This is a genomic window from Acidovorax sp. A79, from assembly GCF_041154505.1.
GTDB lineage: Bacteria > Pseudomonadota > Gammaproteobacteria > Burkholderiales > Burkholderiaceae_C > Acidovorax.
This window is the reverse complement of record NZ_AP028672.1, coordinates 4,336,994-4,356,631: the sequence shown is the minus strand read 5'-3', so window position 1 is coordinate 4,356,631 and position 19,638 is coordinate 4,336,994. Positions and strand designations below refer to the sequence as shown.

The window sequence follows — 19,638 nt, the reverse complement described above, 5'->3', positions numbered from 1 at the left end:
CGGCCGCGCTGCGGCGCACTATCAAAAAAATAGCTGCCAACGCTTGACGGACAAGCGCTGGCAGCTATTTTTATCTGGATATTCCTTGCGGAGCAGGAGGCCCGGGGCTCCCAGTGCAACCCCGCCTTCCAGCGCGCCACGGCGGCGCGCCGATCGATCAGGACGACGCGGAGGCGGATTCCTCGGTGTCCTCAGGCGCCTTGGTGTGCTTGATGAAGATCTGCGCGGCCCAGATGCCCACTTCGTACAGCAGGCACATGGGCACGGCCAGCGACAGCTGCGAGACCACGTCCGGCGGCGTGACGACGGCGGCGATCACGAACGCCAGCACGATGAAGTAGCCGCGGAACTCGCGCAGCTTCTGCACGCTCACGATGCCCATGCGGGCCAGCACCACCACGGCGATGGGCACCTCGAACGCCAGGCCGAACGCGAGGAACATCGACAGCACGAAGCTCAGGTAGGCCTCGATGTCTGGCGCGGCCGTGATGCTCTTGGGCGCGAAGCTCTGGATGAACGCAAACACCTGCCCGAACACGAGGTAGTAGCAGAACGCCACCCCGATGAAGAACAGCAGCGTGCTGGAGACCACCAGCGGCAGCACCAGCTTCTTCTCGTGCGAGTACAGGCCCGGCGCCACGAAGGCCCACACCTGCCACAGCACGAAGGGCAATGCCAGCAGGAAGGCCGACATCAGCAAAATCTTGAGCGGCACCATGAACGGCGAGATCACCGAGGTGGCGATCAGCGTGGCGCCCTTGGGCAGGTGGGCCACCAGCGGCGCCGCCAGGAAGTCGTACAGCGCGCCAGGGCCGGGAAAGAAGAACAGGATCGCCGCCGCGATGGCGATGGCAATGAGCGCCTTGACCAGCCGGTCGCGCAGCTCCATCAGGTGCTGCACGAAGGGCTGCTCGGTACCGGCCAGCTCGTCTTCTTTGGAGGGGGTTTCGGACATATTGGGTTTTCAGGGGCGTGGAGGCCGCCCATGCAGCGCGCACGGCACGCCGCGCCGCATCGTCGTCATCAATGGAATTTCTGGGGGCGGTAGCGCGCGACGCGCGCCGCGCCGGACTGCGCCTTCGTGCGCACGCCACTGCGGGACTTGTACCACTGGGGCACCGCGCCCCGCTTGAGGCGCCAGTTCTTGCCAGGGTGCTTGTAGGCCGGCACCACGGGCGCCTGCGGCTCGTGCAGGTCGGCGTTGCTGGTCTCCGTGGCCGAGGCCCAGTCCTTCTCGAACTCGCTGGCGCTGGTCTGGATGGAGTTGTGCACGTCGCGTGCGGCGGTCTCCACCGTGTCCTTCATTTTCTTGAGCTCATCGAGCTCCATGGACCGGTTCACCTCGGCCTTCACGTCGGACACGTAGCGCTGGGCCTTGCCCAGCAGCGTACCCACCGTGCGGGCCACGCGCGGGAGCTTCTCCGGCCCGATGACGATGAGTGCCACCGCGCCGATCAGCGCCATCTTGGACAGGCCAATATCAATCATGGGTCAGGCGAAAAGGCATGCGAGGGCCGGTGCGGACGGCGCGCTCAGCTCTTTTGCTTGGCTTCGACATCGATGGTGGTCTTGTCGGCCGCCGGGTTGTTGGCAACCTGGCCTGCGGGAGGGGTGGCGGGGGCATCGGCCGAACCGTCCTTCATGCCGTCCTTGAAGCCCTTGACGGCGCCCCCGAGGTCGGAGCCCATGTTCTTGAGCTTCTTGGTGCCGAACACCATGACGACGATCAGCAGCACGATCAGCCAGTGCCAGATGGAAAAAGAGCCCATGGAATATCTCCTAACGAATTGCAGTCATTTTAGACGGGGGCCGCGACCGAAGTCCGACGCCCTTGCCCGCCAGCGGGAAACTATCGGCACGCGCCGTCAGCCTGGTTCAGCCTTTGAGCCACGGGCGGGGGCCGCCCATCACGTGAACATGCAGGTGGTGGATTTCCTGCCCGCCTTCAAGCCCCGTGTTTACCACGACGCGAAAGCCACCCTCGGGGTACGGGTTGCAGCCCTGCTCCACGGCCAGCCGGGGCGCCAGCGCCATCATGCGCCCCAGAACTCCCGCATCGTCTGCGGTGACCTGCGCCATCGAAGGGACATGCCGCTTGGGCACCATCAGAAAGTGCACCGGCGCCCAGGGGTGGATGTCGTGGAAGGCGAAGATCTCCTCGTCCTCATAGACCTTCTTCGAAGGAATCTGGCCCGCGATGATCTTGCAGAAAAGGCAGTTCGGATCGTGCATGAGAAAAATGTCGGTACGAAATTAACAGTTCACCGGGCGCTGCTCAACCCCAAGCCATTGCCACCGGCGCGCCCCAGGCCGGCGCCACCGTGGAACTGGCTCCGCCAGGCCACGGGTGGCGTCCCCCTGAGGGGGAAGGCGCCGCAGGCGACACAGGGGGCTTCAAGCATTGTCAGCGATCTTGATGGTCGGGCGCACGCCCACATCCTTGCGGTGCGCATGCAGCCATTCCTGTCCGACCGTGCGGCCCAGGGCGAACAGCTTGCGCACGAAGGCCAGGTCCGCGCGCATCTTGCTGTCGGCGCCGAACGGGGCCAGCACCGAGCCGCCGTCGATGCGGTGCATGCGCACGCTCTTGTAGCGGCGCGGGTCGAGCTTGCCCTCGGCGAGCAGGCGGCGCACGAACTCGATGGCGCGCATCTCGGCCAGCAGGCTGGCGTTGAAGGTGACCTCGTTCATGCGTTCCATGATCTCGGCGCCGGAATGCGGCAGCTCCAGGTGCTCGATGGGGTTGATCTGCACGAGCAGGATGTCCGAGGCCTCGGTCTGGTAGATCAGCGGGTGCAGCGCGGGGTTGCCCGAGTAGCCGCCGTCCCAGTAGTGCTGGCCGTCGATCTCCACGGCCTTGAACATCAGCGGCAGGCAGGCCGAGGCCATCACGGCATCGGCGCTGAGCCTGGAGCCCGAGAATATCTCGCCCCGCCCTGTGCGCACGTTGGTGGCGCAGACGAACACCTTGGGCCCGCCCGCCGCGCTGCTGGCGCGCCGCGCGGTGCACAGCAGGTCGAAATCCACCTCGCGCTCCAGCAGGCGGCGCAGCGGGTTGATGTCCAGCGGGTTGGTCTGGTAGGGCGACAGCCACTGCCGCATCAGCCCCATCATGGGGTTGGCGGCCGACAGCGGCGAACCCCACATCAGGCTGCCCAGCGTGCCCACGCCTTCCCACAGGCGGGTGAGCGTCTCGCGCGCCTGCTGGCAGCCCGCCAGGTGGGCTTCGTGCGGGTCCTTGTGTTCGTGTGCGGCCTTGGCAAAGCCGTGTGCCAGGGCCACGGCGTTCATGGCACCGGCGCTGGTGCCGCTCACGCCCTCGAAGTGCCACTGCCCGTCCTCGAGCAGCGCATCCAGCACGCCCCAGGTCAGCGCGCCGTGCGAGCCGCCGCCCTGCAGGGCCAGGTTCAGGCGGGGGAGCGGCGCGCCAGGCTCAGGCATCCACGGCCTGGTTCTTGCTCATGGCCAGCATGCCGCGCACGATGCGGTAAAGGAACCACAGCGAAATGACGCCCCAGGCGATCCAGCCCGGCGCGATCAGCAGCAGCCACAGCGGCGACGTGACCGCGTACAGCACGCCGGCCCACAGCACGGACCGGATGCGCCAGGAAAAATGGTTGGCCTGCCAGGTGCCTTCGGCATCTCCGCGCTTGACCAGATCCAGCACCAGCGCAATCAAGAGCAGCACCAGGCTGCCCTGCGCCCCCGGAAGGACGGCGCCCACCGCCACGATCAGGTGCAGCACATAGCTGACCCAGCCGATGTTCTTGAGGCCCTGCGCCTTCTGGCTGGTGGTCTGCACGTCGACGATATCGTTCATGGGGAACCCTCCTGGGTGGCGCGCGCAACGGCCTTGCGCAAGGCTTTTTCCTCGATGCCGCTGGTGCCCTCGCGGCGCTCCAGCTCGGCCAGCACGTCGGCGGGCGTGAGGCCATAGTGGGCCAGCGCCACCAGGGAGTGGAACCACAGGTCCGCCACCTCGTAGACGAGCTTGGACTTGTCGGCGCCGTGGTCCACGTCCTTGGCGGCCATGACGACCTCGGTGGCTTCCTCGCCGATCTTCTTCAGGAACGCGTCCGGCCCCTTGTGCAGCAGGCGCGAGACGTAGCTTTTCTCGGGATCGCCGCCGTTGGCCGGCTTGCGGCTTTCAATCACATCGGCCAGGCGTGCGAGGGAATCGTTGGAACTCATGGCTCTTACTTGTAGATGGATTCAGGGTCTTTCAAGACCGGATCGACCGCCTGCCAGGCGCCATCCTTGAGCACGCTGAAAAAGCAGCTGTGGCGGCCCGTGTGGCAGGCGATGCCGGGCTCGTGGCCCAGCTGGGTCACCTTGAGCAGCACCACGTCGTTGTCGCAGTCCAGGCGGATTTCATGCACCGTCTGCACGTGGCCGGACTCCTCGCCCTTGAACCACAGCTTGCCGCGCGAGCGGCTGAAATACACGGCGCGGCCGAGCTCCGCGGTTTTCTCCAGCGCCTCGCGGTTCATCCACGCAAACATCAGCACGTCGCCCGTGCCCTGCTCCTGCGCGATCACGGGCACCAGGCCCTGCGCATCCCATTTCACTTCGTTGAGCCAGTTCATGGGCGGGATTGTCGGCGATTTGGATCGCCGGGAACGTGCGTGCCCCCGGATTTACTCAGTCTTTTGGGCATCTGGCGCTTTTCCATCAAGCGCCGACAGCTATTTTTTTAATAGCAATTGCTTCACAGCCGCACGGGAATGCCGCGTTCGGCCATGCGCGCCTTGGCCTGGCCCACGGTGTATTCGCCGTAATGGAAGATGCTGGCCGCCAGCACCGCGTCGGCTCCACCGGTCTGGATGCCGTCGGCCAGGTGGTCGAGGTTGCCCACGCCGCCCGAGGCGATCACGGGCACGCCCACGGCGTCGCTGACGGCGCGGGTCAGCTCCAGGTCAAAACCTGCCTTGGTGCCGTCGCGGTCCATGCTGGTCAGCAGGATTTCGCCCGCGCCGCGCTGCGCCATCTCGGTGGCCCAGGCAATGGCATCCAGGCCCGTGTTCTTGCGCCCGCCGTGGCTGTAGACATCCCAGCCCGCGCCCACGGGCTGGCCGTGGGCGCCGATGCGCTGGGCATCCTCGGCCGAGCGGCGTTTGGCGTCGATGGCCACCACGATGCACTGCGCGCCATACTTGGCCGACACGGCGTTGATCACCTCGGGGTTGGCGATGGCGGCCGAGTTGAAGCTGGTCTTGTCGGCGCCCGCGTTGAGCAGGCGGCGCACGTCCTCGACCGTGCGCACGCCGCCGCCCACGGTGAGCGGGATGAACACCTGGCTGGCCACGGCCTCGATGATGGGCAGGATCAGGTCGCGGCCATCGCTGGTGGCGGTGATGTCCAGGAAGGTGAGTTCGTCGGCGCCCTGCGCGTTGTAGCGCGCGGCGATCTCGACGGGGTCGCCCGCATCGCGCAGTTCGACGAAGTTGACGCCCTTGACCACGCGGCCTCCGGTGACGTCGAGGCAGGGGATGATGCGTTTGGCAAGCATGTCAGTCAGCGATTCGTGGATGGGGCGTTGCCGAGGCCAGCGGACGCCGTGGAACTGGCTTCGCCAGGCCACTGGCGTCGTCCCCCTTGGGGGAAGCGGCGCAGCCGCCGCTCAGGGGGTTATCCATTCAACTCGTCGGCGCGCGCCTGCGCTGCCGCGAAATCAAGGTCGCCGCTGTAGATGGCGCGGCCGCAGATCACGCCTTCGACACCCTCTTCCTCGACGGCGCACAGCTGTTCGATGTCGGCCATGTTGGACAGGCCGCCCGAGGCGATCACCGGGATGGAGAGCGACTGCGCGAGCTTCACCGTCGCGTCGATGTTGATGCCCGAGAGCATGCCGTCGCGGCCGATGTCGGTGTAGATGATGGACTCGACGCCCCAGTCCTCGAACTTCCTGGCCAGGTCCACGACCTCGTGGCCCGTGAGCTTGCTCCAGCCGTCGGTGGCCACCTTGCCGTCCTTGGCATCCAGGCCGACGATGATGTGGCCGCCAAAGGCACTGCACGCGTCCTTCAGGAAGCCGGGGTTCTTGACCGCCGCCGTGCCGATGATCACGTAGCGCAGGCCGCCGTCGATGTATTTCTCGATGGTGTCCAGGTCACGGATGCCGCCGCCGAGCTGCACCGGGATGTCGTCGCCCACCTCCTGGAGGATGGACTTGATGGCGGTGTAGTTCTTGGGCACGCCCGCGAAGGCGCCGTTCAGGTCCACCAGGTGCAGGCGGCGCGCACCGGCATCCACCCACTTGCGCGCCATGGCGGCAGGGTCTTCTCCGAAGGTGGTGGATTGGTCCATATCGCCTTGCTTGAGGCGTACGCAGTGGCCGTCCTTGAGGTCGATGGCGGGGATGAGCAGCATGGTGGTGAAGTTCGGGAGGAAAAGGGCGAGGCAGGGCTCGGCCCGAACGGGTTGGATTAGGGATTCCAGTGCAGAAAATTGCGGTACAGGGCCAGGCCGTGCTCCGCGCTCTTTTCAGGGTGAAATTGCGTGGCGAAAATATTATCGCGCGCAACGGCGGCGGCGAACACACCGCCGTAGTCCGCCTGCCCCGCGCAGTGGGCCGCGTCTCGCGGCACCGCATAGAAACTGTGCACGAAGTAGAAGTAGCTGTGGTCGGGCACGCCGGCCCACACCGGGTGCACCTTGCCCGCGTGCGGCACCTGGCGCACCTGGTTCCAGCCCATCTGGGGCACCTTGTAGCGGCTGCCGTCGGGCTGGGTGCGGCCCGCCAGGTCGAACTTGCGCACATCGCCGTGGATCAGCGACAGGCCGGGCGTTCCTCCATGGGGGCCCTCGGCACTGTGGTCCAGCAGCATCTGCATGCCCACGCACACGCCGAACATCGGCTTGGCGGCAGCCGCTTCGAGCACGGATTCCTGCAGGCCGGATTCGCGCAGCTCGCGCATGCAGTCGGGCATGGCGCCCTGCCCCGGCAGCACGATGCGCTGCGCCGCGCGCACGTCCTCGGGACGCTGCGTGACGACCACGGTCCAGCCGGTGCCCTCTGCGGCGGCCTGCACGGCCTGCGACACCGAGCGCAGGTTGCCCATGCCGTAGTCCACGACCGCAACGGTTTTTGCTTCCATATTCATAGCTATTGGCGCTTATTCATCAAGCGTTAGCGCTTGATCTGGCTCAAAAATTTCACAAGGAGCCCTTGGTGGACGGAATGACGCCCACCGAGCGCGGATCGCGCTCCAGCGCCGCGCGCAGCGTGCGCCCGAAGGCCTTGAAGATGGTCTCGCACTGGTGGTGGGCATTGATGCCCTTGAGATTGTCGATGTGCAGCGTGACGCCCGCGTGGTTCACGAAGCCCTGGAAGAACTCGTACACCAGCTGCGTATCGAGCTGGCCGATGCTGCCGGCCGTGAACTTCACGTCGATGTGCAGCCCCGGGCGGCCCGAGAAATCCACCACCACGCGCGACAGCGCTTCGTCCAGCGGCACGTAGGCGTGGCCGTAGCGGCGGATGCCCTTCTTGTCGCCCACGGCGCGCGCAAAGGCCTGGCCCAGCGTGATGCCCACATCTTCGACCGTGTGGTGGCCATCGATGTGCAGGTCGCCTTCGCAGTCGATGTCGAGGTCGATCAGGCCGTGGCGGGCGATCTGGTCGAGCATGTGGTCGAAGAAGCCGATGCCGGTGGAAAGCTTGGCCTGGCCCGTGCCGTCGAGGTTGATGCGCACGCGGATGCGCGTCTCGGCAGTGTTGCGGCTGACCTCGGCGATGCGGTCGGCCAGGGGATCGGGTGTTGCGGAAGTGACGAGTGCGGAGGAAGTCATAGGGAGGCTTGCAGGGCGGCGAGCATCTGCGCGTTGTCGGAGGCGGCGCCCACCGTGAGGCGCAGGCAGTTGGCCAGCAATGGGTGCATTGTAGAAACGTTCTTGACCAGGACCTTGCGGTTTTTCATGCCCTCGTACGCCCGGGCGGAATCCGCCACGCGGATCAGGATCATGTTGGCCTCGCTGTCCCAGCATTTTTCGATGCCGGGCATCTGCCGCAGGGCCGCCAGGAGCTTGGTGCGCTCGGCGCGGATCTCGGCGGCCTGCCCGGCGAACACGTCGGCGTGCTCCAGCGCGAACAGCGCGGCCTCGCAGTTGAGCACGCTCACGTTGTAGGGCGGGCGCACCTTGTCGATCTCGCTCACGAACGCGGCGGGGCCGATGAGGTAGCCCAGGCGCACGCCCGCCAGGCCGAACTTGCTGAGCGTGCGCATGAGCAGCACGTGGGCGTTGCGGGCTGGCTCGGCCCGCATGCGGTCGATGAAGGTGCGGCTGGCAAAGGGCTGGTAGGCCTCGTCCATGACCACGATGCCGCCCTGCGCGCCCGCGGCGTCGACGATGCGCTGCACCGCGCCCTCGTCCCACAGCGTGGCCGTGGGGTTGTTCGGGTAGGCGATGTAGGTGATGGCGGGGTTGTGCTGCGCGATGGCGGCCAGCATGGCGGGCTCATCCAGCTCGAAATCGGGCGTGAGCGGCACACCCACAAAATCCAGGCCCTGCAGTTGCGCGGACAGCGGGTACATCACGAAGCCCGGCATGGGCGCCAGCATGGTGGCGCGCTGGCCCGTGCCGGGTTGCGCGCAGGCCAGGGCCAGCAGGGTGATGAGCTCGTCCGAGCCGTTGCCCAGCACGATGCCGTAGCCCTCGGGCAGGCCGGCGTATTGGGCCAGCGAGGCCTTCAGGTCCAGCAGGCGGTCGCCGGGGTAGCGGTTGAGCGCGACCGCGCCCAGGCGCTGGCCCAGCGCGGCCTGCAGATGGGCGGGCAGGCGGAACGGGTTCTCCATCGCGTCCATCTTGAGCATGCCGGCGGAAGGCTGCACGCCGTAGGCATGCATGGCGCGCACGTCGGGGCGGATGCGGGCCAGGGCCTGGAGGGGAGACGACGCGGGAGTAGTCATTCGGTGGTGTCCAGTTCGTTGGGGGTGATGAGAAACGGGTTGATGGGGCGCACGGCGTCCAGGGGCTCGCCGTGCGGCAGGGCTTCGGTCAACAGGTAGCGGCAGCCCTGCTGGTGGGCGGACGAGAGGATGAGCGCATCCCAGTAGCCCAGGCGGTAGCGGTCCTGCAGGTCCCAGGCGCCGTCCACGGTGTAGGAATCGAGGTGCGGCGGCAGCCACACGCGCAGGCGGCGCACCTGGGCGCGCACCTGCTGCAGCACCTGCGGGCCGTCAAAGCGCTGGATCGCCTGGTTGTACAGCTCGTTGAGCACCTGCGAGCTGATGCGGCCGCTGCGCGTCTGCCAGCAAAAACCGATCCATTCGCGGGCCCGCGCCTGGCGCTCGGCGTCGCGGTCGTCCACGCTGGCCAGCAGGATTTCGGTATCGACAAAGATGGGGACGGTGCTCATGGGTATTGCACCGCTCAGCGCAGAAACAGGGTCTCGCGGGGCACGTACGGTCCGCTGGACGCGCCCCAGGATTCGAACCCCAGCGCCTCGCGCATGGCCTGGGCGTAAGCGTCTTCCTGGCGCATCTTTTCGGCCAGCCATTCCCCCAGCAGGCGCGAGACGCTGCTGCCGCGCCTGGCGGCTTCCACGCGCACCCATTCGGCAACGGTGTCGTCCATGGTCACGGTGATGTTTTTCATGGCTGAAATATTACACGAACTTCGTGCACCACGAACTTCGTGTTGTTTTCTGGGCGGTTACGCGGCCTTGAGCTGTGTCCCTGCCCGCAGCATCTGGCACGCCATGTCGCCCACGGTGCGCAGGGCCGCCAGATGGGCAGGCGACCAGTCACCGCCCACGCCAATGCGCAGGCAGTTGCGAAACCGCCCGCTGGCGCTGAACACCGTGCCGGGCGCGATCAGGATCTGCTGCGCCAGGCAGGCCTCGTGCAGCTGCACCGAATCGAGCGCGCGCGGCAGCTCCAGCCACAGCAGCAGCCCGCCGGGCGGGTCGCTCACCCGGGTGCCCTGCGGAAAGTGCGCGGCGATGATGCGGCGCACCTCGTCCATGCGCGCGGCCACGGCCGCGCGCAGCTGGCGCATCGCGGCGGCATGGCCGGCCTGGGTGATGAGGTCGGCCAGCGCCAGCTCCAGCACGGCCGACTGCCCGCCTGCCTGCAGGTCCTTGATGGCGCGCAGCTTGTCGGCCCAGCGCCCGGCTTCCAGCCAGCCCAGGCGCAGGCCCGGCGCCAGCGTCTTGGAAAACGAATCGCACAGCATCACGTGGCCCGTGGTGTCGTACGACTTGACGGTGCGGCGCATCTCGTCCACCTCCACGAGGTCGTTGTAGATCGCGTCCTCGATCACCGCCATGCCATGGCGCGCCGCCATCTGCGCCAGGCGCTTGCGCTCAGCCTGCGGCATGCAGCTGCCCAGCGGGTTGCTGAGCGTGGGGACGATCATCACGGCCTTGACCGGCTGGGTTTCCAGCGCCAGCTGCAGCGCATCCAGCGACAGGCCGTTGCGCGGGTGGGTGGGAATTTCCAGCGCCTTGAGGTGCAGGCCCTGCAGCACCTCCAGAAAGGAGAAATGCGTGGGCGACTCCAGCGCCACCACGTCGCCCGGCTGGGTGACGGCGCGCAGGCACAGCGCAATGGAGTCCATGCAGCCGCCGGTGACCACGATGTTCTCGGGGTCGAGGCTGCAGCCCAGGCCCACGGCGTAGCGCGCGATGGCGCGGCGGGCGTCTTCGTGGCCCGAGGAGCTGGGGTAGGTGCACAGCAGGTTGCGGTGGCGCTGCGCGGCGCGCACCACGGCGCGGCGCACGCGGTCGGGGTTGAACAGCTCGGGGCCGGGCGTGCCGCTGCTGTACGAGATCATGTCCACCGGCTGGTTGCGGCCCAGGATGCGCTGGCCCAGCCAGTCCACCGACACCTCGCGCGGACGGCGCAGGGGGCGCGGCGTGCTGGGCTCGGGCAGGCTCACCGGGCGCGCCGCCACGAAGAAGCCCGAGCGCGGGCGCGCGGTGATCAGGCGTGCATCCTCGAGCCAGTGGTAGGCCTGCACCACCGTGGTCTGCGCCACGGCATGCTGGCGCGCCAGCTCGCGCACCGACGGCAGCTTTTCGCCGCGCGCCAGGGTGCCATTGCGGATCAGCTGCGCGAGCTGCTCGGCGATCTGCAGGTACAGCGGGGGTGCGTCATCGGTGGCCATGCTGCATTCTGTACTGGCACCCTGGCCGGCAGACAGTACAGAGGCGGGCCAGTACAACCAGTACAGATGGGCTGGTACATGGTTCTGTACTGGCCCAGATGGTCCATGCCTGTGGCTGGCGGCGCACGGCGGGTGGCCGCACAGTGAAGGCATGAACTCGCTGCACACCCCCACCCTCCCGTCGCCCGCTCTGCCGACCCAGCCAGCGGTCCCGCTCACCCTGCAATGGAAGCGCCAGCCGCTGCCGCCGCTGCAGGCCGTCCAGGTGCTGGACTTCCGTGCGGGCGACATGGCCCTGCTCGAAGTGGAACAAGGCCGCGTGTGGGTGACCTGCGACGGCCTGCTGGAAGACTATTTCCTGGAGGCCGGCCAGCGCCTGTCGTTCACCGGGCCCGTGCGGCTGCGCGTGAGCGCCGAAGGCCACCGGCCCGCCCGCCTGAACTGGGCGAAGCACCGGTCCGTGGCAGGGGCCGCCTCCTGCCCGCCCGCCCCCGCTGCAGCCTCTCAGCCCAAGGCGACGGCACCCGCGCCAGGCACCCTGCCACGGGGTGCGATCAGCGCGGCTTGAGAGGCGTCGTCAGCCGCATCTCTGCCGCCTGCGCGTGGGCCTGCAGGCCCTCGCCATAGGCCAGCTCGGCCGCGATGGTGCCCAGCACCTGGGCACCGGCCTCGCTCACCTCGATGAGGCTGCTGCGCTTCTGGAAGTCGTACACGCCCAGGGGCGACGAGAAGCGTGCGGTGCCGCTGGTGGGCAGCACGTGGTTGGGGCCCGCGCAGTAGTCGCCCAGGCTCTCGGAGGTATACGCCCCCAGGAAGATCGCGCCCGCGTGGCGCAGCAGCGGCTCCCAGCGGTGTGGGTCGGTGCTGCTCACCTCCAGGTGTTCCGGTGCGATGCGGTTGCTGATGGCGCAGGCTTCTTCCATGTCCTTGGTGAGGATCAGCGCGCCCCGGCCGGTGAGGCTCTTGGCGATGATCTCGGCGCGCGGCATGGTGGGCAGAAGGCGGTCGATCTCGCGCTGCACGGCGTCGAGGTAGGCGGCGTCGGGGCACAGCAGGATGCTCTGGGCCAGCTCGTCGTGTTCGGCCTGTGAAAACAGGTCCATCGCCACCCAGTCGGGCGGCGTGCTGCCGTCGGCCAGCACCAGGATTTCGCTGGGGCCCGCGATCATGTCGATGCCCACCGTGCCGAACACGCGCTTCTTGGCGCTGGCCACGTAGGCGTTGCCGGGGCCGGTGATCTTGTCCACCTTGGGCACGGTTTCGGTGCCGTACGCCAGCGCGGCCACGGCCTGCGCGCCGCCGATGGTGAAGGCGCGCGTGACGCCCGCCACGTAGGCGGCGGCCAGCACCAGTTCGTTGCGCTCGCCCTTCGTCGAAGTGCCCTCGCCCGTTCCACCGGTGGCCACGCTGCCGCGCACCGGTGTGGGCACGACCATGATGATTTCCTGCACCCCCGCCACGTGGGCCGGGATGGCGTTCATCAGCAGGCTGGACGGGTACGCGGCCTTGCCGCCGGGCACGTAGATGCCCACGCGGTCCAGCGGCGTGACCTTCTGGCCCAGCAGCGTGCCGTCCTCGTCGCGGTAGCTCCAGCTCTCGCCCGAGGCCTTCTTTTGCGCCTCGTGGTAGCTGCGCACGCGCTGGGCGGCAGCCTGCAGCGCGTCGCGCTGGGCCTCTGGAATGGCGTCGAACGCGGCCTTGAAGTCGGCCTGGGTCAGCTCGAGCGCCGCCATATCGGGGGCCGAGAGGCCATCGAAACGGGCGGTGTACTCCAGCACCGCGGCGTCACCGCGCTTTTGCACGTCGGCCAGGATGTCGGCCACGCGCTGCTCGATGGCCGCGTCGGTGTCGGCCGACCAGTGCAGTCGGGCTGCGAAATCAGCCTCGAAAGTGGCCGCAGCGGTGGACAGACGGGCGGGAGCAGCTACCAGAGTCATAGTGTCAGTCAGTGGGTGGGGGTCAATTCTTTTCCGCAGGAATGGCCGAGGCGAACGCATCGATGATGCGGCGCAGCGGCGCCTGCTTGAGCTTGAGCGCGGCCTGGTTGACCACGAGGTGCGAGCTGATGTCCATGATGCGCTCGACCTCCACCAGGTGGTTGGCCTTGAGCGTGTTGCCGGTGGAGACCAGGTCCACGATGGCATCGGCCAGCCCGGTGAGCGGTGCGAGTTCCATGCTGCCGTAGAGCTTGATCATGTCCACGTGCACGCCCTTGGTCGCGAAGAAGTCGCGCGCGATGCTGGTGTACTTGGTGGCGACCTTCAGGCGCGAACCCTGCTTGACGGCACGGGCGTAGTCGAAATCGTTGCGCACGGCCACGCTCACGCGGCACTTGGCGATCTGCAGGTCCAGCGGCTGGTACAGGCCCTGGCCGCCGTGTTCGATGAGCGTGTCCTTGCCGGTCACGCCGATGTCGGCGCCGCCGTACTGCACGTAGGTGGGCACATCGGTCGCGCGCACCAGCACCACGCGCACGTTGGGCTGGTTGGTGGGCAGGATCAGCTTGCGCGACTTTTCGGGGTCTTCCAGCACCTCGATGCCGGCGGCGGCGAGCAAAGGCAGGGTTTCGTCGAAGATGCGGCCTTTGGAAAGCGCCAGGGTAATCATGCTGCTGCTCATGCTGTGATCCGTTCAATGTCCGCGCCGATGCCGCGCAATTTCGCTTCCATGCAGTCGTAGCCGCGGTCCAGGTGGTAGATGCGGTCCACCATGGTTTCGCCGTCGGCCACCAGGCCCGCGATGACCAGGCTGGCCGAGGCGCGCAGGTCGGTGGCCATCACGGTGGCGCCCGACAGGCGGGGTACGCCCTCGATGATGGCGACCTTGCCGTCGGTCTGGATCTTGGCGCCCAGGCGCACCAGCTCGTCGACGTGCATGAAGCGGTTTTCAAAAATCGTCTCGGTCACCGTGGCCGTGCCCTGCGCGATGCAGTCGAGCGCCATGAACTGCGCCTGCATGTCGGTGGGAAAGCCGGGGTACTCGGTGGTGCGAAAGCCCTGCGCCTTGAGCGTGGCGCCGCCCGCGCTCTGCACGCGGATGCCGCCGTCGACGGCCTGCACCTGCACACCGGCCTCGCGCAGCTTCTCGATCACGGCGTCCAGGTGGTCGGCGCGCCCATGGCGCAGCACCACGTCGCCGCCCGTGGCGGCCACGGCGCACAGGAAGGTGCCGGCCTCGATGCGGTCGGCCACCACGCGGTGGGTGCAGCCGTGCAGCTTCTCGACGCCCTGGATGCGGATGCGGCTGGTGCCGTGGCCTTCGATCTTCGCGCCCATGGCGATCAGCATCTCGGCCAAGTCGGAGATCTCGGGCTCCTGCGCGGCGTTCTCCAGCACGGTCTCGCCCTCGGCCAGCGCGGCGGCCATGAGGAAGTTCTCGGTGCCCGTCACCGTGACCATGTCGGTGGTGATGCGCGCGCCCTTCAGTCGCGTCCAGCCTGCGGGCAGCTTGGCGATCATGTAGCCGTGCTCGACCACGATGTCGGCGCCCATGGCGGCCAGGCCCTTGATGTGCTGGTCCACCGGGCGCGAGCCGATGGCGCAGCCGCCAGGCAGCGACACCGTGGCCTCGCCGAAGCGCGCCAGCAGCGGACCCAGGGCGAGCACCGACGCGCGCATGGTCTTGACCAGCTCGTACGGCGCCTCGGGCGTGTTCAGGCCGCTGGCATCGATGCGCACCGTGCCATCGTCGGCACGCGCGGCCGCCACGCCCATGTTGCGGATCAGCGTGAGCATGGTGCTCACGTCCTGCAGCTGCGGCACGTTCAGCAGCGTGACCGGCTCGGCCGTGAGCAGCGCGGCGCACAACTCCGGCAGGGCGGCGTTCTTGGCGCCGGATACCAGCACCTCGCCATGCAGGCGGCGGCCGCCGCGGATCAGGAGTTTGTCCATCTCGAAACCAGAAATATGAATAAAAAGTGCCGCCAGCGCTTTTCCATCAAGCGCAGGCAGCTATTAAAAGAGGAGCATTCCAGCAATCACCGGGGCTGCGCGGCCCATTCAGCGGGCGTGAAGGTCTTCATCGACAGCGCATGCACCTCGTCGGTGTGCATTTTGGCGCCCAGCGTGGCGTACACGCGCTGGTGCCGCTGGATGGCGCGCCGGCCGTCGAACTCGGCCGAGACGATGGTGGCGTACCAGTGGCGGCCGTCACCCTTGAGCGCGATGTGCTCGCAGGCCAGGCCGGCGGCGATGATGTCTTTGAGTTGGTCTGCGGTCATGTCAATTCCGAATTTTGTAGCCGGTGCGCAGCAGGTGGGCCGCCAGGGCGCTCACGGCCAGCCAGGCCACGCCCACGATGGAGAGACTGAGCCACGGCGAGGTATCGCTCTGGCCAAAGAAGCCGTAGCGGAAACCGTCGATCATGTAGAAGAACGGGTTGAGGTGGCTCACGGTCTGCCAGAAGGGCGGCAGCGACTGGATGGAATAGAACACGCCCGAGAGGAACGTCATCGGCACCACCACGAAGTTCTGGAACGCCGCGAGCTGGTCGAACTTGTCGGCCCACAGCCCGGCAATCAGCCCCAGCGTGGCCAGCAAGGCCGCCCCCAGGAAGGCGAACGCAAGAATCCACAGCGGCGCGGCGAACTCGGGCCGGGCGAACGCCAGCGTGACGATGAACACCCCCAGCCCCACCACCAGCCCGCGCACGATGGACGAGCCCACATAGGCCAGGAACCAGGCCCAGTGCGACAGCGGCGTGAGCAGCACGAACACCAGGCTGCCCATGATCTTGCTCTGGATCAGGCTCGACGAGCTGTTGGCGAAGGCGTTCTGCAGCACGCTCATCATCACGAGGCCCGGCACCAGGAAGGCGGTGTAGCTGATGCGGTCGTAGACCTTCACATGGTCTTCGAGCACGTGGCCGAAGATCAGCAGGTACAGCACGGCCGTGAGCACGGGCGCGGCCACGGTCTGGAAGCTCACCTTCCAGAAGCGCAGCACCTCCTTGTAGAACAGGGTCTGCCAGCCGGTCATCGTTGTGCTCCCACGCTCGGCACTGCGGTCTCCGCGCCGCCCCCCAAGGGGACTGCGCCCTGCCTGGGGCGGCCCGGCGCTGCGGCAGCCTCCACCCCCGCCAGAGGAATATTGGATGCCGAGGTGCCCGACATCACCTGCAGGAAAACGTCTTCCAGGTCGGGCCGGCGGATCTCCATGTCATGCACGTCCACGCCCGCCACCCGCAGCGCGGCCAGGTGGCTTTCGATCTCGGCCGCGTCGTGCGCGGGCAACTGCACGATGCGGCCCGTGACGCGGGCGAGCGCGTTGAGCGAAGGCGGCAGGACCGCATCGGTCTTGAACTGCAGGATGCTGCCGGAGGCCGCCTGCAGCAGCTCGCTCGTGCGGTTCAGGGCCACGATGCGGCCCGACTTGAGCATGGCGATGCGGCCACACAGGGCCTCGGCTTCTTCCAGATAGTGCGTGGTCAGCAGCACGGTGTGGCCTTCCTTGTTCAGGCGCGCCACGAAATGCCAGAGCGTCTGGCGCAACTCCACGTCCACGCCCGCAGTGGGCTCGTCGAGCACGATGATGGGTGGCTTGTGCACCAGCGCCTGTGCCACGAGCACGCGGCGCTTCATGCCGCCCGACAGCTGGCGCATGTTGGCCGTGGCCTTGTCGGCCAGGCCCAGGTTTTCCAGCAGTTCGTCGATCCAGGCTTCGTTGTTCTTCACGCCGAAGTAGCCGGACTGGATGCGCAGCGACTCGCGCACGTTGAAGAAAGGGTCGAACACCAGCTCCTGCGGCACCACGCCCAGCTTGCGGCGCGCCTGGGCAAAGTCGGCCTGCACGTCGCTGCCCTGCACCAGCACACGGCCGCTGCTGGCACGGGCCAGGCCCGCGAGAATGCTGATGAGGGTGGTCTTGCCGGCACCGTTGGGGCCCAGGAGCCCGAAGAACTCGCCCTCCTCGATGTCCAGGCTGACCTGGTTCAGTGCCTGGAAAGGGCCTTTGGGCGTGGCAAAGGTCTTGGAGATGGCTTGGAATGAGACTGCGGGCATGAAGCCCCTGATTTTACGGCCTTGCACCAAAGAGCGCCGACCGGGGTCTGGCACGGCCCCTGGGCCGTCGCCGGCCCGGCCTGCCGCCGCTGTCAGGACGCTGGCGCGAGCAGCGTGCCCACGCCATACAGCCCCGCCAGGCTGCGCAGGGCGGCGGGCAGGCCTTGGACGGCAAAGGTCTTGCCATCGTCGATCGCTTCGCGCCGGCATTCGAGCAGCACCGCCAGCGCCGACGTGTCAAACACCGCCAGCGCATGGGCATCCACCATGACGCAGGGCTCGCGGTGCGCCTTCAGGCCCTGCAGCAGCATGTGCAGGCACACCGTGGCCTGGCGGTGGGTCAGTTCGGCGGGCAATACCAGCATGTCAGTGCCCCATGGTGCCGCGCGCCGGCCGCGGCGCATGAAACCGGTGTGCCATTTCAGCCCTTGGCGCCGGCATTGCTCTTGTTGCGGGCCACCAGGGTCTCGATCAGGCCGTCGATGCCCTTGGCGTTGATCTCCTGCGCGAACTGGCCGCGGTAGGTTTCCACCAGCCACACGCCCAGCACGTTCAGGTTGTAGATTTTCCAGCCCGCACCGTCGCCGGGGGTTTTTTCCAGCCGGTAGTCCAGCTGGATCGGATCGCCACGGCCGACGATTTCGGTGCGCACCAGCACGTCCTTGTCCTCCGGGGCGGCCCGCAGGGGCTTGACCTGGATGGTCTGGTCGTTCACCTGCGCCAGCGCCCCCGCGTAGGTGCGCACCAGCAGGATCTTGAACTCGTCCTGCAGGCGCTTTTGCTGCTCGGGGGTGGCCTGGCGCCAGCCGGGGCCCACCGCCGCGGCGGTCATGCGGCGGAAGTTCACGTTGGGCATCACGGTCTTGTCCACCAGCGCGATGATCTTTGCCAGGTCGCCGCTCTGGATGGCCTTGTCCGCCTTCACGGTGCTGAGCACATCGGCCGACAGGCGCTTGATCAGCGCATCGGGAGCTTCATCCGCGGCCAGGGCGGCCAGGGGCGCGGCGCCCAGCGCGGCCACGGCCGTCAGGCACAGGGCCATGTGGCCCAGGGTACGTCGGTTCATCGTCATGATGTCTTCTACTTTCTCGGGAGCTGCGGGCGCCGGTGGCACCCGGCGTTCATTCATTGTGGGCGGCCAGCGCAGGCCCCGTGCGTCGCGCGGGTTGCGTATTGCAAGCAAGTGCAACACGCCTGCCCCGGACATGGCCCGCCACGGATTGCGCCACCGCCTCAGCGCGGAGGCTCTTCGGGCAGCACGCCATCATTGGCGTTGCGCTCGTCCTTGTCGTCGCCATTTTGCGCCGTGCCCGCCTGCTGCTGGCTGCGCACCTGCAGGAACACGTCGCGGGTGAAGCTGTACTTGTCCAGGGCGGCGCTGTCGAGCACGGACCCCGCGCGCAGCAGGTTGGCGCGCACGTCCACGGCACGCAGTGCATACAGCGCATTGCGGGCCGATACCGGGTCCACATAGCTCACCGCGTTGCCCTTCCAGTCGACGGGCAGGGCCAGCGTGTCGCGCACGGTGGAGGGGCCCAGGATCGGCAGCACCAGGTACGGGCCCGTGCCCATGCCCCAGTACCCCAGCGTGAGGCCGAAATCCTGCTTGTAGCGGTCGATGCCCAGTTCGCTGGCGATATCGAGCACGCCGCCCAGGCCCATGAAGGTGTTCACGTTGACGCGCATGAAGGTGGACGCGGCGGCTTCCGCCCGCAATTGCAGCACGTTGTTCACGAACGACCACACATCTCCCACGTTGGCGAAGAAGTTGCTGACGCCCGTGCGCACCGGTGCGGGCGTGGCTTCCTTGTAGGCAATCGCCACCGGCTTGAGCACCATCGCATCGACCTGCTCGTTGAAGTTGGTCATGCTGCGGTTGTAGGACTCCAGCGGGTCGCGCGGGTCCGGGTTGGCCACCGTGGCGCAGCCCGTGAGCAGTGCCGCTCCCAGCAGAAAGGCCAGCCACGCGGCGGCGCGGGCGGCGGGTTGGGAAAGCTTGGTCATCGTCGTCATTTCTTGTCACCTGCCCCTGCGGGCTTGCTGTTGCTGCCGTCTTCGGCCTTGTTGTAGAGGAATTGTCCGATCAGGTTCTCGAGGACCACGGCCGACTGCGTGGCGGTGACCATGTCGCCCGCCACCAGGTTCTTCTCGTCGGCACCGGCCTCGATGCCGATGTACTGTTCACCCAGCAGGCCGCTGGTGAGGATCTTGAGGGAGCTGTCCTTGGGGAAAGCGTAGCGGTTTTCCATCGCCAGCGTCACCCGCGCCTGGTAGGTCTTGTCGTCGAACGTGATGGACTCCACACGGCCCACCACCACGCCGGCACCGCGCACCGCGGCCTGGGGCTTGAGGCCGCCAATGTTGTCAAAGCGCGCGGTGATGCGGTAGCCGGGCTGGAAGTTCAGGCTCAGCAGGTTGGCCGACTGCAGCGCCAGGAAGACCAGCGCCACCGTGCCGAGCATGACGAACAGCCCTACCCAGAGATCGTTTTTGGATGGTTGCATTGTTTGATTTCTCCACTCCGGCGGCTT

27 protein-coding genes are annotated in these 19,638 nt (G+C 67.4%); 1 reads left to right on the top strand and 26 read right to left on the bottom strand.

From position 1 onward, the window contains the following. Nucleotides 1-157 precede the first annotated feature (157 nt). From tatC to ACAM51_RS19910, 16 genes are all read right to left on the bottom strand, one after another. Complete coding sequence (gene tatC / locus ACAM51_RS19985; protein ID WP_218293455.1) at nucleotides 158-955, bottom strand: twin-arginine translocase subunit TatC; 798 nt, start codon at nucleotides 953-955, stop codon at nucleotides 158-160. A 68-nt stretch (nucleotides 956-1,023) separates the two neighbouring features. Beyond that, nucleotides 1,024-1,488, bottom strand: coding sequence for a Sec-independent protein translocase protein TatB (gene tatB, locus ACAM51_RS19980; protein WP_218293454.1), 465 nt, complete (start codon nucleotides 1,486-1,488; stop codon nucleotides 1,024-1,026). A 44-nt stretch (nucleotides 1,489-1,532) separates the two neighbouring features. Then, nucleotides 1,533-1,769, bottom strand: coding sequence for a Sec-independent protein translocase subunit TatA (gene tatA / locus ACAM51_RS19975; protein ID WP_218293453.1), 237 nt, complete (start codon nucleotides 1,767-1,769; stop codon nucleotides 1,533-1,535). A 106-nt stretch (nucleotides 1,770-1,875) separates the two neighbouring features. Then, entirely contained in the window at nucleotides 1,876-2,232 is a 357-nt protein-coding gene (locus ACAM51_RS19970; RefSeq protein WP_369641654.1) for a histidine triad nucleotide-binding protein, read from the bottom strand. Nucleotides 2,233-2,394: 162 nt separating this feature from the next. Continuing rightward, nucleotides 2,395-3,441, bottom strand: coding sequence for a patatin-like phospholipase family protein (locus ACAM51_RS19965; protein ID WP_369641653.1), 1,047 nt, complete (start codon nucleotides 3,439-3,441; stop codon nucleotides 2,395-2,397). Beyond that, complete coding sequence (locus tag ACAM51_RS19960) at nucleotides 3,434-3,820, bottom strand: hypothetical protein (protein WP_218293450.1); 387 nt, start codon at nucleotides 3,818-3,820, stop codon at nucleotides 3,434-3,436. Before ACAM51_RS19960 ends, ACAM51_RS19965 begins: the two co-directional genes overlap by 8 nt. Then, nucleotides 3,817-4,191: a phosphoribosyl-ATP diphosphatase gene (locus tag ACAM51_RS19955; protein ID WP_218293449.1), complete on the bottom strand. Its 375-nt coding sequence runs from the start codon at nucleotides 4,189-4,191 to the stop codon at nucleotides 3,817-3,819. Before ACAM51_RS19955 ends, ACAM51_RS19960 begins: the two co-directional genes overlap by 4 nt. A gap of 5 nt (nucleotides 4,192-4,196) precedes the next feature. Next, complete coding sequence (hisI, locus tag ACAM51_RS19950; RefSeq protein ID WP_218294405.1) at nucleotides 4,197-4,595, bottom strand: phosphoribosyl-AMP cyclohydrolase; 399 nt, start codon at nucleotides 4,593-4,595, stop codon at nucleotides 4,197-4,199. 113 nt (nucleotides 4,596-4,708) lie between these two features. After that, complete coding sequence (gene hisF / locus ACAM51_RS19945) at nucleotides 4,709-5,509, bottom strand: imidazole glycerol phosphate synthase subunit HisF (RefSeq protein ID WP_369641652.1); 801 nt, start codon at nucleotides 5,507-5,509, stop codon at nucleotides 4,709-4,711. A gap of 119 nt (nucleotides 5,510-5,628) precedes the next feature. Then, on the bottom strand, nucleotides 5,629-6,369 hold the full coding sequence (hisA, locus tag ACAM51_RS19940) for a 1-(5-phosphoribosyl)-5-[(5-phosphoribosylamino)methylideneamino]imidazole-4-carboxamide isomerase (protein ID WP_218340329.1): 741 nt from the start codon (nucleotides 6,367-6,369) through the stop codon (nucleotides 5,629-5,631). Nucleotides 6,370-6,425: 56 nt separating this feature from the next. Then, nucleotides 6,426-7,103, bottom strand: coding sequence for an imidazole glycerol phosphate synthase subunit HisH (gene hisH / locus ACAM51_RS19935; RefSeq protein ID WP_218340330.1), 678 nt, complete (start codon nucleotides 7,101-7,103; stop codon nucleotides 6,426-6,428). A 52-nt stretch (nucleotides 7,104-7,155) separates the two neighbouring features. Beyond that, nucleotides 7,156-7,791, bottom strand: a complete 636-nt coding sequence (gene hisB / locus ACAM51_RS19930) for an imidazoleglycerol-phosphate dehydratase HisB (RefSeq protein WP_218293446.1) — start codon at nucleotides 7,789-7,791, stop codon at nucleotides 7,156-7,158. Beyond that, a complete protein-coding gene (locus ACAM51_RS19925; RefSeq protein WP_369641651.1) occupies nucleotides 7,788-8,909 on the bottom strand; it encodes a histidinol-phosphate transaminase in 1,122 nt (373 codons plus the stop codon). The genes hisB and ACAM51_RS19925 overlap by 4 nt, the downstream gene beginning before the upstream one ends. Then, nucleotides 8,906-9,358, bottom strand: a complete 453-nt coding sequence (locus tag ACAM51_RS19920; RefSeq protein WP_369641650.1) for a PIN domain-containing protein — start codon at nucleotides 9,356-9,358, stop codon at nucleotides 8,906-8,908. The genes ACAM51_RS19925 and ACAM51_RS19920 overlap by 4 nt, the downstream gene beginning before the upstream one ends. Nucleotides 9,359-9,372: 14 nt before the next feature. Next, nucleotides 9,373-9,597, bottom strand: coding sequence for a hypothetical protein (locus ACAM51_RS19915; RefSeq protein ID WP_008905190.1), 225 nt, complete (start codon nucleotides 9,595-9,597; stop codon nucleotides 9,373-9,375). Nucleotides 9,598-9,654: 57 nt separating this feature from the next. Beyond that, nucleotides 9,655-11,109 carry a PLP-dependent aminotransferase family protein gene (locus ACAM51_RS19910; protein ID WP_218293442.1) on the bottom strand — a complete coding sequence of 485 codons (1,455 nt, stop codon included), beginning with the start codon at nucleotides 11,107-11,109 and terminating at the stop codon, nucleotides 9,655-9,657. 151 nt (nucleotides 11,110-11,260) lie between these two features. Between ACAM51_RS19910 and ACAM51_RS19905 the strand changes: the two genes are divergently transcribed. After that, on the top strand, nucleotides 11,261-11,677 hold the full coding sequence (locus tag ACAM51_RS19905; protein WP_369641649.1) for a DUF2917 domain-containing protein: 417 nt from the start codon (nucleotides 11,261-11,263) through the stop codon (nucleotides 11,675-11,677). Here the strand turns inward: ACAM51_RS19905 and hisD are convergent. The 10 genes from hisD to mlaD all read right to left on the bottom strand — a co-directional run bounded on the left by hisD (nucleotide 11,664) and on the right by mlaD (nucleotide 19,611). Continuing rightward, nucleotides 11,664-13,046, bottom strand: a complete 1,383-nt coding sequence (gene hisD / locus ACAM51_RS19900; RefSeq protein WP_369641648.1) for a histidinol dehydrogenase — start codon at nucleotides 13,044-13,046, stop codon at nucleotides 11,664-11,666. The two genes, ACAM51_RS19905 and hisD, sit on opposite strands and share 14 nt — an antisense overlap. A gap of 22 nt (nucleotides 13,047-13,068) precedes the next feature. After that, the gene (gene hisG, locus ACAM51_RS19895; protein WP_218294404.1) at nucleotides 13,069-13,716 is read right to left on the bottom strand and encodes an ATP phosphoribosyltransferase; all 648 of its coding nucleotides are present in this window, start codon (nucleotides 13,714-13,716) and stop codon (nucleotides 13,069-13,071) included. A gap of 8 nt (nucleotides 13,717-13,724) precedes the next feature. After that, nucleotides 13,725-14,999, bottom strand: coding sequence for a UDP-N-acetylglucosamine 1-carboxyvinyltransferase (murA, locus tag ACAM51_RS19890; protein WP_218293439.1), 1,275 nt, complete (start codon nucleotides 14,997-14,999; stop codon nucleotides 13,725-13,727). An 86-nt stretch (nucleotides 15,000-15,085) separates the two neighbouring features. Continuing rightward, nucleotides 15,086-15,328, bottom strand: coding sequence for a BolA family protein (locus tag ACAM51_RS19885; RefSeq protein ID WP_369641647.1), 243 nt, complete (start codon nucleotides 15,326-15,328; stop codon nucleotides 15,086-15,088). A 1-nt stretch (nucleotide 15,329) separates the two neighbouring features. Continuing rightward, nucleotides 15,330-16,085 (bottom strand): ABC transporter permease, encoded by a 756-nt coding sequence (locus ACAM51_RS19880; RefSeq protein ID WP_369641646.1) that lies wholly within the window; start codon nucleotides 16,083-16,085, stop codon nucleotides 15,330-15,332. Continuing rightward, on the bottom strand, nucleotides 16,082-17,107 hold the full coding sequence (locus tag ACAM51_RS19875; RefSeq protein ID WP_218293436.1) for an ABC transporter ATP-binding protein: 1,026 nt from the start codon (nucleotides 17,105-17,107) through the stop codon (nucleotides 16,082-16,084). The genes ACAM51_RS19880 and ACAM51_RS19875 overlap by 4 nt, the downstream gene beginning before the upstream one ends. Before the next feature lie 92 nt (nucleotides 17,108-17,199). Then, nucleotides 17,200-17,472: a lipid asymmetry maintenance protein MlaB gene (locus ACAM51_RS19870; RefSeq protein WP_218293435.1), complete on the bottom strand. Its 273-nt coding sequence runs from the start codon at nucleotides 17,470-17,472 to the stop codon at nucleotides 17,200-17,202. Nucleotides 17,473-17,528: 56 nt separating this feature from the next. Next, nucleotides 17,529-18,179: a phospholipid-binding protein MlaC gene (locus tag ACAM51_RS19865; RefSeq protein ID WP_218340335.1), complete on the bottom strand. Its 651-nt coding sequence runs from the start codon at nucleotides 18,177-18,179 to the stop codon at nucleotides 17,529-17,531. Between the two features lie 161 nt (nucleotides 18,180-18,340). Next, the gene (locus ACAM51_RS19860) at nucleotides 18,341-19,120 is read right to left on the bottom strand and encodes a VacJ family lipoprotein (protein WP_218293433.1); all 780 of its coding nucleotides are present in this window, start codon (nucleotides 19,118-19,120) and stop codon (nucleotides 18,341-18,343) included. Beyond that, on the bottom strand, nucleotides 19,117-19,611 hold the full coding sequence (mlaD, locus tag ACAM51_RS19855) for an outer membrane lipid asymmetry maintenance protein MlaD (protein ID WP_218293432.1): 495 nt from the start codon (nucleotides 19,609-19,611) through the stop codon (nucleotides 19,117-19,119). The genes ACAM51_RS19860 and mlaD overlap by 4 nt, the downstream gene beginning before the upstream one ends. Nucleotides 19,612-19,638 lie beyond the last annotated feature (27 nt).